This window comes from Limosilactobacillus sp. C0001E2, from assembly GCF_056590915.1.
The window spans coordinates 140,688-157,908 of record NZ_JBWPXC010000004.1 but is presented as its reverse complement, the minus strand read 5'-3'; the positions used below and the strand labels follow the sequence as shown (position 1 = coordinate 157,908).

Genomic DNA, 17,221 nt, shown 5'->3' with positions numbered 1-17,221 from the left:
CCCAGGAAATATTAATCAAAGTAATGTTTAATAATTTCCTGATACGCTTTAATCGTTGCTAAATAACTTGAAATTGTTGTGTACTCATTAATTTGGTGGGCAATGTTCCAATCATCTGCTCCTAACACGATTACTGGGAGATCTTGATTATGCTTAACAAAGACACTCGCATCTGTTGCACCATTAATCGTCTTTAATTCTGGTGTCCCGTGATTTGGCACTTCTTGATAAGCCCGTTGCGTTGCTTGAAGTGCACGTTGAACAAATTTACCTGACGGATCAGAAGCTACTGGACGGAAATTATGAATCAATTCTAATGATAACCGACCTTTTCCTTCTTGATTGACTTCACTAATTGCTTCGTGAAGCCGTTCAATTACTTGATCATTATTAAAAGCCTTAGTAGGTCGAATGTTTCCCTTAAGAGCTGCCGCATCCGGAATAGTATTGACCTGATCACCACCGTCAATCACCGTCACACTATGTTTGACAGTTCCTAAATATGGATCCACGGGAGTATCGTTAAACAAATCGCGTTCTTTTACGCAGAAATCAACTAATGCATCAATGGCGTTGACACCATTTTCCGGCTGACTAGAATGAACAGATTTACCAGTACTCGATACTCGATAGTTCATACTACCTGAGTGTGCGTACACAACGTTACCGCTTGTTGGCTCACCCACAAGTAAACCAACTAAATCGTTTGCAACCCCAGCAGCTTCTAAACGGTTAGCACCGGGAGTCCCGTATTCTTCACCCGCTGTCGCAATAAATCTAACGTGACCAGCTGGTAGTGCATCCGCATCATGCAATTCAATCAATGCGATCACTTCAGCAGCAAGCCCACTTTTCATATCAGCAGCACCGCGACCATACAAGCGATCCCCATCACGAACGGGAGTAAATGGACCGTGCTGCCATTTATTTTCATCACCAGTTGCTACAGTATCCATGTGACCAGTTACTCCAAAAACATCATCGCCAGAACCAAAGTCAGCAATTAAATTGGCACGATGGTCACCGAATAGATCAATTTTCGTTTTAATGCCATGGCGGTCAAAGAGCTGTTGTAAATACTTTGCAACCTCTTCTTCATTACCATTAACGGAATTAATTTTGATCAGATCTTCCAGTACTCGAACTTGTTCATCTTTCTCCATACCTATGCCTTCTTTACTTAGCGACTTTGGTGATTTAAGCGTTGTGCTAACCAATCACCAACTAATTGAATAATGACCACTAATAGTAAAACTAAAATCGTTGCGACAATGGTTACATCATTATTAAACCGGTTGTACCCGTATGCAATGGCAGTATTACCAAGCCCACCTGCACCAATTGCTCCAGCCATCGCAGTTAACCCAACCAAACTAATCAAAGTTACAGTTGAGACCCGAACTAACTCAGAACGCGCTTCACGAAGATAGACATCAAAGATTATATCGCGATTAGTTGCGCCAAGCGCTTCCGCCGCTTCAATCTTACCTTCATTCACACTTTCTAAAGCCACTTGAACCTGACGTGCATAGAAGGGGAAAACCCCAAGAGATAATGGCACAAGTGCTGCAGTTGTCCCAATTTGAGTTCCGACAATTAATTGGGTAAACGGTGCGATAAACGCTAATAAGATAATAAATGGTACAGCCCGGAAGAGTGAAACCACTTTATCACAAAAGCCAAACCAGAATCGATTTTCCAGAATACCGCCAGGTTTAGTAATCACCAAAACGACGCCAAAAATCAATCCAAGAATCCCACCAAAAATTGCTGGCCAAAAGGTCATGTAAATAGTTTGCCAGATGGAAGTTCTCCAACCGGTATCGCCACCCCAGCCAAGATTAGCAACATTCGGTAAATATTTTGCTAATAAACTAGTCATTCCAAATCCCCCGATCATCAATCTTTGTTACTTCAACATCTTTTCCTTTCAAGAGGTCAACCACACTGTCTAATTCTTTTTGATCACCCTTGACCAGAATAAACATTGTTCCAACTGGTTCATCTCCAAGTACTTCAATATTTCCGTACAGCATTGAGACATCAACCCCCAATTGCTTATACATGTCCAGAATGATTGATTTAGTAACGTTAGCCGCACTAAAGACAACTTGGAAGAGTTGTTCATTTGGTGCTAAATGACCAAGATCAAAGGCCCGAAGTGTTTCAATTGCGGCCAGTGAACCACCAACAAATTGACGGGTGAGTTCCTCCTTTGGACGCAGGTAAACATCACGTAAGTTTCCCTGTTCCACGATGATCCCATGTTGCATTACCGCAATCTTATTGGCAACTCGCTTCACTGCATCCATTTCATGAGTAATCAAAACCACTGTTAACCCCAACTTTTTATTGAGATCCTTTAGTAGATCAAGAATTTGGTTCGTGTTTCGTGGGTCTAGTGCCGAAGTGGCTTCGTCTGAAATTAAAATTTCTGGATCATTGGCTAATGCCCGGGCAATCGCCACCCGTTGCTGCTCCCCACCAGATAGCTGGACAGGATACGCGTTGGCCTTATCCTTTAAGCCTACTAAATCGAGTAGTTTTAGGACTTTTTCTTCAGCTTCATCATCAGAAATAGAGGAATGTTTTAAGGCAAACAACACGTTTTCGGCAACCGTTGTTTCATTCAATAAGTTAAAATGTTGGAAAATCATTCCAATATTACGGCGCTTTTCCTGAAGCTCTTTATTATCAACTTGTTGTTGACCATCTTTGAAAAGGACTGTACCAGCAACGGTAACTGAACCAGCCGTTGGCTTTTGTAAAAGGTTAATTGTCCGCACAAGGGTTGATTTACCAGCGCCAGAATAGCCGACTACTCCATAAATATCGCCCTTTTCAACTTTCAAATTAACGTTTTGTACTGCCTTAACATCCGTCCCCTTTTTTTGATGGAAGGTCACGCTGAGGTTGTCTAAATCAATGATGTTCGCCATATTCTACCTCTCCTTGCTAATTAGTTTAATTTCAAGTCCCATGCGGTCTTTTCAGTATCACCGTAGTACTTTTGGTAAAGCTTCTTAACTTGTGGAGTTTGGAAAGCCTTCACAACATCCTTGTAAGCTTGTTTATTTGCATCAGACTTCTTCGCTGCAATAATGTTAATCCATTGTTCAGAATCCTTGTTAAGTGGTTCAACGTAGATGGTTTCCTTCTTAGTTAAGCCAGCCGGTGCAGCATAAGTATTGTTAACAACCGCTGCATCCACATCGTTTAATGACCGCGCAGTTTGTTCAGCACCAAGTTCCTTAATCTTAAGGTTCTTCGTGTTTTTATCAATATCAGCAACCGTTGCTAATTTACCGGTTCCCTTCTTGAAGGTGATCAATCCAGCGTTCTTTAATACATACAATGCCCGACTTTCATTAGAAGCATCGTTTGGCACGGCGATTGTTGCACCATTTGGCAAATCCTTAATGCTGTTGTACTTCTTTGAGTAAAGACGAATTGGTGCAATAACCGTCCGTCCAATTGAAACCATTTGACCGTGATTAGCTTTATTCCAAGCGTTTAAGAACGCGGTATGTTGAAAGGCGTTTAAATCAATGTCGCCATTTTGGACCGCTTTGTTTGGCTGATTATAGTCAGAGAAATTCTTAACCTTAACCGTTACGCCATACTTTTTCTTGGCCGTCTTGTTAACTTCATCCCAAATCTTTTGTTGTTGGTTCGTTAAACCAACAACCCCAACCGTTACCGTCTTCGCTTGTTGCTGGCGATGGTGAGCAAAGCCGGCAATTCCACCAATTAAAACAATCGCAACAATAATAATGGTCCAAATTAATCCAGTGTGTTTTCTTCTCTTCATAATCAAAATCTCCCTCTCAATATAATTTCAAATTATTTAATCAATTAATCTAAAGCATGATGAACAAAAAAATCGTCCCTTATCTATTTCTAGATAAAGGACGATTCCTCGCGTTGCCACCTTTAGTTCGTTGAACCCTCACGAGTTCAACCTCAGCAGGTTACATGAAGGACGTCTCCCTCGTATAACCTTGCACTAATAACGTGTGCAACTCCGTCACCAGCTAACATCACTGATGCCATTCCAAGCCCATCTTCAGAACCTTCAAACACTTCTTTCCACCATCTAGAAGCTCTCTTCAGATCTCCAATTCCTACTCTGCTTTTCGATATGTTTATTTTCGATTAATTGATTATGAGTAATTATAATTTAATTCTCATTTTTGTCAACACATTTTCTAATATTTTTTGCAAACTTTTTCAGACGACTGCTGCCCATCGATGGATAATTAGTCAGACCCGTTCACTTATGATATGATATGTATCTAAGAATAAAGGAGGGTTCGCATTGCAAAATCCATTTGGAAACAATAACAATAACGATCCAAACAACATTTTTAATAATCTCCCAATTCCACCAAACTATGCGAAAATTAAAAATGACCAAGGTGATTTGCGAATTGCTAAGGTGGGAATCTCATGGACGACCTTTTGGTTTGGACCACTACCAGCACTCTTCCGTGGTGACTACTATAACTTCTTCTTGGAGTTAGTACTCGCTGCCGACTATGTCTTAGTAGCACTATTCTTTAAACTGGGTGCATTGCTGACATTCCCTTGGCCAGCACTAATCTTTGCTTTGTTCTATAATATGATGTACTTTCGTCACCTCTTTAACAAAGGTTATTATCCTGCAGATGCGCACTCGCGGGAGTTACTAATCAAGAGTAAATACCTAAAAGAGCAAAAATAAGGACTCACTTGTCACAAGTAAAATAGGGCTTCAGCGCTCGGTAATTCCGAACGTTGAAGCCCTTTAATATATTTTAATGCCACTTCATTTCTTGGAAAATGAACAAATTACTCTGCATGTTCTTTAGACCACTGTGCAGGATCTTTCCGCCAGGCATGGAGTGAAGCAAGTTGTTCGTCAGAGATCATTTGGTTTTGCTTTGCCGTCTCGATTAACGTTGTGTAGTTAGTAACTGAATAGTAGGGCAGTCCCGCTTCTTTAAAATTATCATCCAGTGCCTGTAATTGATAACTAAAGATGGAAACAACTCCAATCACATCTCCACCTGCGTCTTCAACCGCTTTAACAGCTTTCAATGCACTGCCACCAGTTGAAAGTAAATCATCAATCACTACTACTTTTTGACCTGCTTTTAAAACCCCTTCAATCTGGCGACCACGGCCATGATCCTTTGGCTTAGAGCGAACATAGACAAGTGGCTTTTGAAGACGCTCAGCTACATATGCTGCATGGGGAATTCCTGCAGTTGCCACTCCCGCAATGACATCTACATTATCAAGGTGATGCTTAATTAACTCAGTCATTCCCACTGCAATATTCCGACGAACAAACGGGTAGGAAATTGTTAACCGATTATCTGTATAGATTGGCGCGCGCATCCCACTTGCCCACGTAAATGGTTCGTCTGGTTTCAGAGCTACCGCATTAATATCTAATAAGTTTTTTGCCACAATTTCTAATTGTCCAACCATTATTCTTCACCTTCCATAAATGCTTGCCGAATTGCTTGATATGCCGCTACCGGATTATCACTTTGGGTAATTGGTCGGCCAACCACAATTCCATTACTACCTAATTGGCGTGCCTGAGCTGGTGTTACCACCCGTTTTTGATCATCATGCACTGATAAGTTCGGCCTGATTCCTGGTGTCACACATAAGAAGTCTGGCTTAGTAACCGTACGAATTGCTTTCACTTCTTGGGCAGAACAAATAACCCCATCTAGTCCAGCCCGTTCAGCAACCTGCGCATAATTTTTAACTACATCGATTAACGGTAAATCTACATGTTGTTCATTTTTGAGAATATTTTCATCAATTGACGTTAATTCTGTAATTGCCAGCAACTTTGGTTCAGGCAACCCAGCTTCGTGGGCACCTTCTACTAGCCCTTCTTTCGCCGCTTTCAGCATTTCAGTGCCACCGGCTGCGTGAGTGGTCGTGTACCGAACTCCTAACTTACCAATTACGCGCATTGCCCGATGCACCGTATTGGGAATATCGTAAGATTTTAAATCAAGGAAAACGGCTAAGCCGCGTTGTTTAGCCTGCTTAACAATCCCAGGACCAAAAGCATAGTAAAGTTCCATTCCAATTTTGACAATTGGAGTATGGTTAGTATCGCCAGCTAATTGATCAAAAAGTTTTAAGGCCGCTTCCTTCGTATCAACATCAATTGCGACCATTGGTTCAAAGCGTTCCATCTGTTATTCCTCCTATGAAAAAAGCAGTCCCCGCAAAGAGGACTGCTTTCGTGGATTATTATCCTAACCCGCTTTCGCCTTTTTGCCCTCTCTGGAGCGAATTAAATGGTGAAATTCTAATTATCTTCAATTGAAATGTCTTCGTGGCCGTCATATTCCTCAACTGCCACATGCACCGTTTCATTCAATGACGTTGGAATATTCTTACCAACAAAGTCTGGACGAATCGGCAATTCACGATGACCACGGTCAACCAAGACTGCTAATGAAATCCGCTTAGGGCGGCCAAGATCCATTAGGGCATCCAACGCTGCCCGGGCTGTCCGTCCCGTAAATAAAACATCATCCACTAAAATAACGTGCTTATCATTGATATCAACTTTAATATCGCTGCCATTCACTGTCGGTTGGGTTTTATGATCAGCAACATGACGGTCATCCCGATAAAGCGTAATGTCCAATGAGCCAACTGGAATTTGGACTCCTTCCAATTGTTCCATCCGCTTAGCTAAGCGTTGAGCTAAGTAAATCCCTCTGGTCTTAACCCCAACAAACACTAAGTTCTCGACACCTTTATTTTGTTCGATGATTTCGTAAGTAATACGTGTTAATGCACGTTGCATACTGGATCCATCAACAATCTCATGGGCCACAATCAACACTCCTTTTCTATAATAAAAACGCCCTTACGTACATCGGGGACATAAAGACGTGAATGTTATCTATCGATTCCCCTTTGGACCTCTCTGGGTCGAGTTAAAAAGGCTTTATTTAGAAATAGTCTACCCGTCTCATGGTTGTGTGTCAACCATTTAACAGCGTATAATGGTGAGCATAATTAATTTTGAAAGGACTGGTTCCGCGTGAATAATTTTATGTTTGATTTCGATGGTACCCTCGCCGATTCAGGGGCCGTGGTCACCGTTGCTACCCAAAAAGCATTCATTAAAAACAACTTGCCAGCACCCACTAAACAACAAGTACTTGATTACATGGGATTACCAATTGAGACATTCTTCCCCATGTTGGCACCACTAGCCCCGCAAAAAGTTCTTAATCAACTCTATGATGACTTCCGAACTTTTTGTGCGCAAAATGAAGATGCCGGTACTAAATTTTTCGATGGTGTAATCCCTACTCTCAAACAACTTCACGATAGTGGTAAAGACCTTTTTATTCTTTCTAGTAATTCATCTGCAACAATTTATCATCATCTGAAACGTTTCAAAATTGACCAACTCTTTACCGAGGTGGTTGGTTCCGACATGGTTAAAAACTTTAAACCCAATCCAGAAAGTGTTAACCGTGTGGTTCACGACTTCAATCTTAATCGGCAACAAAGTGTTATGATCGGTGATGCCCGTTATGACCTCCAAATGGGTAAGAATGCCGCGGTCAAAACTTGTGGTGCAACGTGGGGTGCCTTTAATATCGACTCCCTTAAGCAGGAACAACCCACTTATTTAATTCATCAACCTCAGCAATTGCTAAAGTTCTAAATTAGTTATTGCGATCTAAATTATTGTTTGTTAAAATCGGAGAAAATAATAAGTAATACATCAGAGGGTTTGTAACCTACAAGCTGGATAAGATGCTGCTGCGGCAGAAATTCTTATCCAGCTTTTTTTCAAGGAGGATTTATCATGAAATTTGTTATTACTTCAGATATTTTCGAACAAGTTCCTGACATGTACGTTGGCGTTGTTGTCGCCCATGGAATTGATAATTCACGGAACTACCCAATTATTGATGAAATGCTAAATAAGTATATGCAATTCGCTCAGAAAAAATTTGCGGATACAAACGTTAAGCAACGACCGGAAATTATCCCATACCGGGAAGCCTTTCGGAAAATTGGTATCAATCCAAACCGGTTCCCTTGCTCAGCTGAAGCACTATTTAAGCGTCTTTCTAAAGGAAAAGATCTGCCGCATATTAACCCCCTTGTGGATTTAAATAACGCGATTTCGCTTAAATACACAGTTCCAATGGGTACCCATACGTTAGATAACGTCACAGAGGATATCATGATGCGGTCCGCTAAAGCTGGTGATCAATTCGTTCCGCTGGGAAAGGATACTGTTGAAACTCCCGATGATGGAGAAGTTGTTTACGCAGTTGGTAACGAAGTCCGGACACGGCGTTGGACCTGGCGACAAAGTGAGTACGGTAAAATTACCGCAGATACTAAGGACGTGTTCTTCCCCATTGACGGATTCATTGATATTAATAAGGAAACGGTGGATCAAGCAAAGGAAGACTTAGTCAACCAACTTCATGAAATTTTTGGTGTTGAAACCCAATCAGGAATTGTGGACCGAACACATCCATCCTTTGAATGGAATTAGCATTTGTCCCACTATGCTGTTCGTTGTATATTAAAAAGGTAATAATATTGGGTGGAGGCCTTTGAAATGATAAAAAACGGATTGCGGCGTTAACGGTTACTGGTTTAGCATTCGCACTAGCTGGTTGTACTCAGCAGAGCTCACCAACCAACAGTGCCAGTTCATCAAGTTTATTAGCAAGTAGTTCCAGCACAAAGATTAGTGAAAACAATTTAACCCCGCAGCAAATGGTAAGTGTTGTTACCACGTATGCCGGAAATAAATTTGGTAATGACTGGGCAACGACCGCTAAGCAAGCTAAAAAGTCAGGATTACAAGTCGATTTATATCCAGCAAGTAACTATCAATTAGCGGATCGCGGTCAAGGAGTAGCTTATAATGTTAAAGCTGATGGGAAGAGTTCTAACCTCGTTTATACGGTTAAGGATAATGATGTCATCATTTATCAAAACGCTAGTAAAAAACACAGTGGTAAAAAGTTAGCCACCGTTAGCCGTTCAGAAATGGTGAAGTACATTAATGATAAGGGACAAGGTGACTTCGTAAATCGACTCGCGCAAAGTGCGCAAGTCAACGATAAGCGCGATTCTACTAGTAACACTACCAGTTCATCATCTTCAAACGATACTGGCAAATATGGTAACGAAGGTCCTGTAACAGTCCCTGCTGACATGCGCGGTACGTGGTATACAGAGGACGGCGATGCATCATCCGTGACCTTCGGTAAGAATACTATTACAATTGACGGTTCAACTACTAAATTATTCAAGCAGGATAGTAGTTTCTTAAGTGACGATAGCCAGACAACAAATCAAGCAACACAAAATGCAACACAACATTGGGGAAGTGGTGCTTTCGTAACAGTTGACGGCCTTCATTATCTAAACATCCGTGGATGGACCCAAACCGCTGGTGATGGTGAATCATTCGCGCTAACCACCGAAAATATTAACGGTAGAAATGTTCAGGTGCTGGTTTCAGCACATGGCGCTGGATTCTGGGCGGACGCTGTTTACTATCGCACTAAAGACTTAGCTCATCAACAAGCAAACCATAAGTACGACGATCTCCGTTATCAGGAAGACGATTAAAATTCAACACTTAATTCTTGACCACTTTCCTATTATTGAAAAGGAAGTGCTCTTTTCTAAGGATCTCATTGGGCATTCGGCGTCACCCTCTTGATGGTTGTTATTCTAATGATTGTTCTTGAGCGATACCTGACCATTAAAATACAAAATTAAAACTAAGCCCCAAATCAAAAATGCTTTGGGGATTTACTTATCCTTAGTTAATCACAGCTAACATAGCTGCACCATACTGATCCAATTTTCGTTGACCAACCCCCGCAACGTCTAACATTTCCGCTGATGATTGTGGTCGTTTTCTGGCCATCTCATGGAGAGTACGATCAGAAAAAATCATAAATGCCGGTACTCCTTGTTCCTGAGCTAACTCCCACCGTTTAACCCGTAATTTAGCAAATAGTTCCCGATCTTCTGGTAATTCATCCGCAATTTGGGTTGCTTTCTGATCCGGTTTCGTTTCTTGACGTCGCTGAACATTTTCGTTGCCATTTAAAACATTCCAGCCACGTTTAGTCACGCCAACTACCGGATACTGACTGCCACGCAGTTCTAAATACCCGGTAGCACACAGGTAGTCAATTAAACTCACTGCTTGTTGTTTAGACAAATCATCCAAAGAATCGTAACTTGATAATTCATTTGCCTGAAGCTGACGCATCCGTTCACTTTGTGAACCAGTCACTACCTGTGCAATCACACCCTTCCCAAAGCGATTATGTAATTCATTGACTGCGGTAATAATCAATTTTGTTTCACGTGTAACATCGATTAGTTTGCGTTGATCTAAACAGTTACTGCAATGGCCACAGGGGTCACAATGTTGACCAAAATATTCGACAATTTCTTGTTGTAAGCACCGTGGTGTGTTCGCATAATCAATCACCGCTTGCAATTTTTGGTATTGAACATCACGATACTCTTCATCGGCTTCTGACATCTCAATAAAGCGCCGATACTGTTGCATATCACCAGCATGAAATAACATTACCGCTTCACTCGGTAAGCCATCTCGCCCTGCACGACCAGCTTCTTGATAATAAGATTCTAGATTTTGCGCACTGGTTGCATGAACCACAAATCGAACATTACTTTTATCAATTCCCATTCCAAAAGCATTGGTTGCGATAATCACCGGAATGCGATCGAATTGGAAGTCATCTTGAATTCGGGCACGAGTTTGATTATCCATTCCTGCATGATATGGTTCAACATTAAACCCACGGGCATTTAAATATTCCGCTAACGCTTCTACTCCCTTGCGCGTATTAGCATAAATAATCCCTGCTTCATCCTGATGATTCTTGAGATATTCTGCAATATACCGTTTGGTGTCAGATTGTGGTTGGACAACCTTAAAACTAATGTTGGGCCGAGTAAAATTCGTCACAATAAAATTATTCGGATCAATTGCTAGCTGTTGACCAATATCCTGTTGAACCCGTGGTGTCGCTGTCGCAGTAAGCGCCAAAGTTACCGGACGCGATTTCAGTCCCGCAATCGCAGTCCGCAGTTGACGATACGCCGGTCGAAAATCATGACCCCATTGCGAAATACAGTGGGCTTCATCAACCGCTACTAAGTTAATATTGAGATAATTAAGTTGGTAACGGAAGTAGTCCATATTTAACCGTTCAGGAGTCACATAGATCAGTTTTAGTTTTCCTTCATATGCTTGACGCAGAATTGGATTAACCTCATTGCGAGGCGTAGTACTATTAATGGCAGCTGCTTCAATCCCATTTTGATGCAGTGCATCAACCTGATCTTTCATTAGCGAAATCAATGGTGAAACGACTATCGTTACCCCTGGATTAAGCAAGGCTGGGATTTGGTAGCACAATGATTTACCACCACCGGTTGGCATCACGGCCAAAGTATTGCGTCCACTCAGAACCGCACTAATCACTTCCCGTTGTCCCGGTCGAAATTCATCGAATCCAAAGACCGTTTTTAAAACTGACTGTGCATTGTTCATGGTGCTGCTCGCTCCTTTAATCATATCCATCATTAGTCATCATCTGAATTATAACCGAGTACTTATGATCGAGCTATCTTCTTCCACAAAAAAAGCTGCCCACCTCTCAGTGGACGGCTTTTCTACGTTAAATTTTATGCCTCTGGTTCATAAACCAAGTGGTCATTAACAAATGACTTAAAGCCTTGTTCGGCCAGTTCACGCCCATAGCCGGAATGCTTAACTCCACCAAATGGTAGTTCAGGCAGCGAAGCCCAACCAGAATTAATCCAACTCATTCCAGTATCAATCTGGGCAGCTACTTTCCGGGCTTCTGAAACGTTCTTGCCAAAGACCGTATTTCCTAAGCCGTAGCTAGAATCATTGGCTAAATCAATTGCTTCTTGAACATCATGGTACTTGTAAACGGACATGACTGGACCAAACATTTCTTGGTCAAAGATCGGATTATCTCGACTAATATCCGTCAAAATCGTTGGCATGAAGAACTGACCAGCTAGGTCAACCGGTTGATTTCCGTAAACCACCTTTGCACCGTTTTCTACTGCCAAATCAACTTGTTTCTGCAGCTTATTCTTCGCCTTTTCTGAATTCATTGGTGCCAAAGTCGTTGCTGGATCCATTGGGTCACCCATCTTGACATTACTAAAGATTTCCGTCGCCCGTTTCAAGAATTCATCATACAGGTTATCAGGAACGATAAACCGCTTGGATGAAGTACATACTTGACCAGCATTGTATAAACGGGCAGCTGGAATAATGGCTGCTAACTTATCCATATCGGCATCTGGAAGAACGATAAAGGCATCATTACCACCTAATTCCATCGTACTCTTCTTTAAATTCTTCGCCGCTTCCGTTGCAACTGCTTGGCCGCCCCGTTCTGAACCGGTTAAGCAAACCCCTTGTACTCGCTTATCAGCAATGATCGCACCAACTTGGTCGTAGTCAATAAACATATTCGTTAAACTACCTTCTGGTGCTCCTGCTTCTTTAACCAAATCTGCAAATGCTTGAGCTGAAGTTGGGCAATTAGAAGCGTCTTTCAAAATCATTGGATTCCCTGCCAAGAAATTCGGAATGAATACCCGCGCAATTTGGTAGAATGGGAAGTTCCATGGCTCTACCGCCATCAAAACCCCGGTTGCCTGATGTAACACATACGCATTCCCTGATTCTGTATAAATCGGGGTTGGAGCCAAAAATTGATCTGCTCGTTCAACGTAATAATCACAGAACGATGCACAAAGTTCCACTTCTCCTTCGGCTTCACCGATTAACTTACCCATATCCCGGGTCATAATTTCGGCCATTTCATGCTTCTTACTGCGCAATAGTTCACCCAAACGAGTGATGATCCGTTTCCGTTCTGCTAATTCGCCACCATCGCGCCACTTTAAGTAAAGCGCATGTGCAGCCACTAATGTCTTTTCAATTTCATCATTTGTTGCTTGGGAGTATTCGTGCTCCACTTCATTAGTATATGGATTGATTGTTTTATAAGCCATTTTAAAAATCACCTTTCCTTGTTGTCCTTATTTCACATTGTAAACGTTTTTGATAATTTCACAAGCAAAAGTTTTAATAGCTCATAAATTCACACATATCATTCTTTACTGGCAGTAAGATACTTTGTGAAAAATAAATTTGCTATTGGATATTTTCACAAAGTAAAAAGCCACGCTGGATTTTAGATAATCCACCGTAGCTTCTTCATCAATTAACTATTCTTTCCATGGGTCATGCAAAATCATCGTTTGTTCACGATCTGGACCCACTGAAACGGTTGCTAGTGGCGTTGCCGTCAATTCTTCAATCCGCTTCAAATAATTCTTAGCATTTTCTGGTAAATCTTCAAACTTGGTAACGTGGGTAATATCTTCATCCCACCCTGGCAATTCATCATAAATTGGCTTGCACCGGTCTAATTCTGCCAAACTAGCTGGGTAGTAATTAATTTCTTGACCGTCTAATCCATAGGCCCGTGCAATCTTGATGGTCTTCAATCCTGAAAGAACATCCAACAGGTTCAAACTCAAGTAGTCAAGACCATCTACCCGGTGGGCGTGACGCAATGCAACTGCATCAAACCAACCAACCCGACGCGGACGACCAGTAACAACCCCATACTCATGACCAGTTTCACGAATGTGATCACCAATTTCATCGGTTAACTCAGTTGGGAAGGGTCCTTCACCAACTCGGGTCGTATATGCTTTACAAATTCCCACGACACGGTCAATCCGGTTGGGGCCAACTCCGGCACCAGTAGCAGCACCACCAGCTGCGGGATTAGATGAAGTGACGTATGGGTATGTTCCGTCATCAATATCTAGCATTGTCCCTTGGGCTCCTTCAAAGAGCACCTTTTTGTTAGCATCCATTTCATAATTGATCAACAGGGAAGTGTCAGTAACGTACTTCTTTAGTTCCTGACCATATTGATAGTATTCATCAAAAATGTCTTCAAATTTCAGCGGTTCAACACCGTAAATTTTGGTAAACATTTCATTCTTAATTTTGAGGTTTTCGCGTAACTTCTTTTCAAAAGTATCCTTTTCTAATAAGTCACACATCCGAATCCCAATCCGGGCCACCTTATCCATGTACGTTGGTCCAATTCCCTTTTGGGTCGTCCCAACTTTCTGGTCACCCTTCGCCTTCTCTTCACACTTATCTAATAAGATGTGGTAAGGCATCGTGACGTGCGCCCGATTAGAAATCCGCAAGCCAGAAACATCAATGTCATTTTCTTCAAGATAATGCAATTCTTCTAGCAATGCTTTCGGGTTCACAACCACCCCATTCCCAATTACGGAAAGCTTCTTAGCACCGAAAATTCCCGAAGGAACTAACCGCAACGCAAATTTTTTGCCATCAAAGACGATGGAGTGCCCGGCATTATTACCACCTTGGGAACGGACAACCACGTCCGCTTCTTGACTCAGGTAATCGGTCATTTTTCCTTTTCCTTCGTCTCCCCATTGACTACCAACAATTACTACTGATGCCATTAAGTATTCACCTCATTATTCATTTCTTATAACTTATAAGCACACAGTTACTTAATCATACTACATAATCCCTCCGTAAAATTCAAGAGGATTAGCGAACTATTTTCGGAACATTTTTTAGAAATGTCCGTAAATTATATTGACTATTTTTCAAGTTCTGATATATTAGCAGATGGTTCAAGACCGATTTGGATTTACGAAAGGTGGTTTTCCTAAGTGGAAAATTTTGATTATGATGACATCCAATTGATTCCTAATAAGTGTATTATTAAGAGTCGTAAAGAGGCCGATACAAGCGTGCAGTTTGGACCACGAAAGTTCAAAATCCCCGTGGTTCCAGCTAATATGGCGAGTGTGATTGATGAGGACTTAGCAGTTTGGTTAGCACAAAATGATTATTACTACGTTATGCACCGTTTTGCTCCAGAAACCCGGGCAGATTTCGTTCGCCGCATGCATGATCGTGGACTATTTGCTTCAATTTCCGTGGGGATTAAGGATAGTGAGTATGATTTTATTGATCAGCTAAAATCCGAACATTTAATTCCAGAATACATCACGATTGATGTTGCTCACGGACATTCTGATTTTGTTATCAAAATGATCCAATACATCAAAAAGCAACTCCCTGAATCATTCGTCACGGCGGGGAATGTGGCCACTCCTGAAGCGGTTCGTGACTTAGAAAACGCTGGTGCTGATGCTACTAAAGTCGGCGTTGGTCCTGGTAAGGCTTGCATCACTAAGCTTAAGACTGGCTTTGGGACCGGTGGTTGGCAATTAGCTGCCCTCCGTCTCTGCAGTAAAGCTGCCCGGAAGCCCTTAATCGCTGACGGTGGGATTCGTCACAATGGTGACATCGCTAAGTCAGTCCGCTTTGGGGCCTCGATGGTAATGATTGGTTCCATGCTGGCAGGTCACATCGAGTCACCTGGTCACATCATCACGATTGATGGTAAACAATATAAACAATACTGGGGTTCAGCATCCGAAGTACAAAAGGGTGCTTACCGCAACGTTGAAGGTAAGCAGATGTTGGTTCCATTCCGTGGCTCCATCAAAGATACTCTTCAAGAAATGAAAGAAGACCTCCAATCGTCAATTTCATACGCGGGTGGTCGTGACCTCGAATCAATTACGAAAGTTGATTACGTCATCGTTAAAAATTCAATTCTCAATGGTGATTATTAATTTCAATAAATATCTTTACAACTCTTAAAAAACGGACTATCTTATCAACAGAAAAAATTTACAATGAAAGTGAGGTAGTTCCATGGACGCCCAAAAGAATAAGTTAGAAGATGTACGTAAAGAAATGCTGAGTGGCGAAAAGCATTCGGCGATCATGATTGGCCGTATCGCCTCCATCTTTACCATTATGATGTATGTATCGTATATCCCACAGATTATTGCTAATCTGAATGGGCATCCAGTGAACATCCTTCAGCCAACGGTAGCCGCTTTTAATGGTTTCCTCTGGTGTGCTTACGCATTAAATAAGCGGCATCGTGACTGGGCAGTTTTTATTGGTAATTTCCCTGGAATTATTTTTGGAATTATCACTGTGATAACTGCATTACTCGCTCATTAAAACTAGTTCATGTTAGGATATATTTAGAGTTTGAGGATGGGAATTTCCCCCAGCCGCTTTTTATTGGGAGTGATTTTTTGAAAAAAGAACGTTTGTGGACCCTATTAGCCATTGCGGCCTGTATGATGTGGGGGATTTCATCGCTATTTGCAACCGCCCTTTTTAGGCTCAGTCCGCATATCAATGCGCTTTGGCTCTCGCAAATTCGCCAACTGACTGCCGGACCCATTTTACTAATTATTTCTGGGCTGGTTGGCGGCCACCCGATCAAAATTTTTAAAGAAAATCGTCACAATATTGTGACCCTAATCTGTTATGGCTTGTTCGGTATGTTACCCGTTCAATTTTGTTACTTCATGGCCGTTCAAGAAGGAAACGCTTCGATTGCAACTGTTCTCCAGTTCATTGGTCCCTTCTTCATCATTGCCTATGTCGCCATTTTTCGTCATCAACGACCACTGCGGATTCAAATTATCGCGGCCTTAATTGCCTTTATTGGCGTGGTCCTCCTGGCAACTAATGGTCACTTAACAAGGCTGGCAATCACCCCGACCGTCCTCTTTTGGGGACTCCTTTCAGCAATTGGCGTTGCTACAAATACACTCATTCCGCAAAATTTGATTAAACAAGGTTACTCTTCATTAACCATTACCGGCTGGGGGATTTTTGTTTCCGGAATTGCCCTCTTTTGTTTTCATCCTGCTCAACCAAGTTTACCGCATACCCAGCTTGTTTGGTGGTGCGTTGCCGGAGTAGTAATAATTGGGACATTGATTCCTTTTCAGCTAGCTACTAATTCATTGAAATTCATCAGTGCGACTAATTTTAGTTTGACGGACGCTTTCGAACCAATTACCGCTACAATCGGTTCTGTTGTCTTCTTCAATTTGCACATGACCAGTATGGATTGGTTAGGCTCCATCCTCATCGTTGGTGCTGTATTGGCTTTAAATATACCCTTACCCAAATATTTACAGAAAGAACTATAATCAAAAAACT

The 17,221-nt window shown here is 41.8% G+C and carries 17 protein-coding genes and 1 other annotated feature; of the genes, 7 read left to right on the top strand and 10 right to left on the bottom strand.

Annotated elements, in window-relative coordinates; genetic code table 11:
- Nucleotides 1-11: 11 nt before the first annotated feature.
- The 4 genes from AC1EKL_RS05895 to AC1EKL_RS05880 are packed head-to-tail and all read right to left on the bottom strand — an operon-like array spanning nt 12 to nt 3,814.
- Nucleotides 12-1,163, bottom strand: a complete 1,152-nt coding sequence (locus AC1EKL_RS05895; protein WP_480188866.1) for an ArgE/DapE family deacylase — start codon at nt 1,161-1,163, stop codon at nt 12-14.
- Between the two features lie 17 nt (nt 1,164-1,180).
- The gene (locus AC1EKL_RS05890; protein WP_480188865.1) at nt 1,181-1,882 is read right to left on the bottom strand and encodes a methionine ABC transporter permease; all 702 of its coding nucleotides are present in this window, start codon (nt 1,880-1,882) and stop codon (nt 1,181-1,183) included.
- Nucleotides 1,875-2,939 (bottom strand): methionine ABC transporter ATP-binding protein, encoded by a 1,065-nt coding sequence (locus tag AC1EKL_RS05885; RefSeq protein ID WP_480188864.1) that lies wholly within the window; start codon nt 2,937-2,939, stop codon nt 1,875-1,877. Before AC1EKL_RS05885 ends, AC1EKL_RS05890 begins: the two co-directional genes overlap by 8 nt.
- A gap of 20 nt (nt 2,940-2,959) precedes the next feature.
- Complete coding sequence (locus tag AC1EKL_RS05880; RefSeq protein WP_480188926.1) at nt 2,960-3,814, bottom strand: MetQ/NlpA family ABC transporter substrate-binding protein; 855 nt, start codon at nt 3,812-3,814, stop codon at nt 2,960-2,962.
- Nucleotides 3,815-3,904: 90 nt separating this feature from the next.
- Nucleotides 3,905-4,149, bottom strand: a binding site (T-box leader).
- 169 nt (nt 4,150-4,318) lie between these two features.
- Here AC1EKL_RS05880 and AC1EKL_RS05875 point away from each other — a divergent pair.
- A complete protein-coding gene (locus tag AC1EKL_RS05875) occupies nt 4,319-4,723 on the top strand; it encodes a hypothetical protein (protein WP_006917514.1) in 405 nt (134 codons plus the stop codon).
- A 107-nt stretch (nt 4,724-4,830) separates the two neighbouring features.
- On the opposite strand, the gene pyrE is transcribed toward AC1EKL_RS05875, so the two are convergent.
- From pyrE to pyrR, 3 genes are all read right to left on the bottom strand, one after another.
- On the bottom strand, nt 4,831-5,475 hold the full coding sequence (pyrE, locus tag AC1EKL_RS05870) for an orotate phosphoribosyltransferase (protein WP_480188863.1): 645 nt from the start codon (nt 5,473-5,475) through the stop codon (nt 4,831-4,833).
- A complete protein-coding gene (gene pyrF, locus AC1EKL_RS05865) occupies nt 5,475-6,206 on the bottom strand; it encodes an orotidine-5'-phosphate decarboxylase (RefSeq protein WP_480188862.1) in 732 nt (243 codons plus the stop codon). The genes pyrE and pyrF overlap by 1 nt, the downstream gene beginning before the upstream one ends.
- 116 nt (nt 6,207-6,322) lie before the next feature.
- On the bottom strand, nt 6,323-6,859 hold the full coding sequence (pyrR, locus tag AC1EKL_RS05860) for a bifunctional pyr operon transcriptional regulator/uracil phosphoribosyltransferase PyrR (RefSeq protein WP_480188861.1): 537 nt from the start codon (nt 6,857-6,859) through the stop codon (nt 6,323-6,325).
- Between the two features lie 210 nt (nt 6,860-7,069).
- Between pyrR and AC1EKL_RS05855 the strand changes: the two genes are divergently transcribed.
- The 3 genes from AC1EKL_RS05855 to AC1EKL_RS05845 all read left to right on the top strand — a co-directional run bounded on the left by AC1EKL_RS05855 (nt 7,070) and on the right by AC1EKL_RS05845 (nt 9,645).
- The gene (locus AC1EKL_RS05855) at nt 7,070-7,705 is read left to right on the top strand and encodes an HAD family hydrolase (RefSeq protein WP_480188860.1); all 636 of its coding nucleotides are present in this window, start codon (nt 7,070-7,072) and stop codon (nt 7,703-7,705) included.
- A gap of 144 nt (nt 7,706-7,849) precedes the next feature.
- Nucleotides 7,850-8,554 (top strand): B3/B4 domain-containing protein, encoded by a 705-nt coding sequence (locus AC1EKL_RS05850; RefSeq protein WP_480188859.1) that lies wholly within the window; start codon nt 7,850-7,852, stop codon nt 8,552-8,554.
- Between the two features lie 227 nt (nt 8,555-8,781).
- On the top strand, nt 8,782-9,645 hold the full coding sequence (locus AC1EKL_RS05845; RefSeq protein WP_480188858.1) for a hypothetical protein: 864 nt from the start codon (nt 8,782-8,784) through the stop codon (nt 9,643-9,645).
- A 196-nt stretch (nt 9,646-9,841) separates the two neighbouring features.
- On the opposite strand, the gene recQ is transcribed toward AC1EKL_RS05845, so the two are convergent.
- The 3 genes from recQ to AC1EKL_RS05830 form a co-directional block, all read right to left on the bottom strand.
- Nucleotides 9,842-11,617 carry a DNA helicase RecQ gene (gene recQ, locus AC1EKL_RS05840; RefSeq protein ID WP_480188857.1) on the bottom strand — a complete coding sequence of 592 codons (1,776 nt, stop codon included), beginning with the start codon at nt 11,615-11,617 and terminating at the stop codon, nt 9,842-9,844.
- Nucleotides 11,618-11,751: 134 nt separating this feature from the next.
- Complete coding sequence (locus tag AC1EKL_RS05835) at nt 11,752-13,125, bottom strand: NAD-dependent succinate-semialdehyde dehydrogenase (protein ID WP_480188856.1); 1,374 nt, start codon at nt 13,123-13,125, stop codon at nt 11,752-11,754.
- A 216-nt stretch (nt 13,126-13,341) separates the two neighbouring features.
- On the bottom strand, nt 13,342-14,631 hold the full coding sequence (locus AC1EKL_RS05830; RefSeq protein WP_480190238.1) for an adenylosuccinate synthase: 1,290 nt from the start codon (nt 14,629-14,631) through the stop codon (nt 13,342-13,344).
- A gap of 216 nt (nt 14,632-14,847) precedes the next feature.
- Here AC1EKL_RS05830 and AC1EKL_RS05825 point away from each other — a divergent pair, with 216 nt between their 5' ends.
- From AC1EKL_RS05825 to AC1EKL_RS05815, 3 genes are all read left to right on the top strand, one after another.
- Nucleotides 14,848-15,822 carry a GMP reductase gene (locus AC1EKL_RS05825; protein WP_480188854.1) on the top strand — a complete coding sequence of 325 codons (975 nt, stop codon included), beginning with the start codon at nt 14,848-14,850 and terminating at the stop codon, nt 15,820-15,822.
- Between the two features lie 82 nt (nt 15,823-15,904).
- Nucleotides 15,905-16,222: a SemiSWEET family transporter gene (locus tag AC1EKL_RS05820; RefSeq protein WP_480188853.1), complete on the top strand. Its 318-nt coding sequence runs from the start codon at nt 15,905-15,907 to the stop codon at nt 16,220-16,222.
- 77 nt (nt 16,223-16,299) lie between these two features.
- Nucleotides 16,300-17,211, top strand: coding sequence for a DMT family transporter (locus AC1EKL_RS05815; RefSeq protein WP_480188852.1), 912 nt, complete (start codon nt 16,300-16,302; stop codon nt 17,209-17,211).
- Nucleotides 17,212-17,221: the final 10 nt, after the last annotated feature.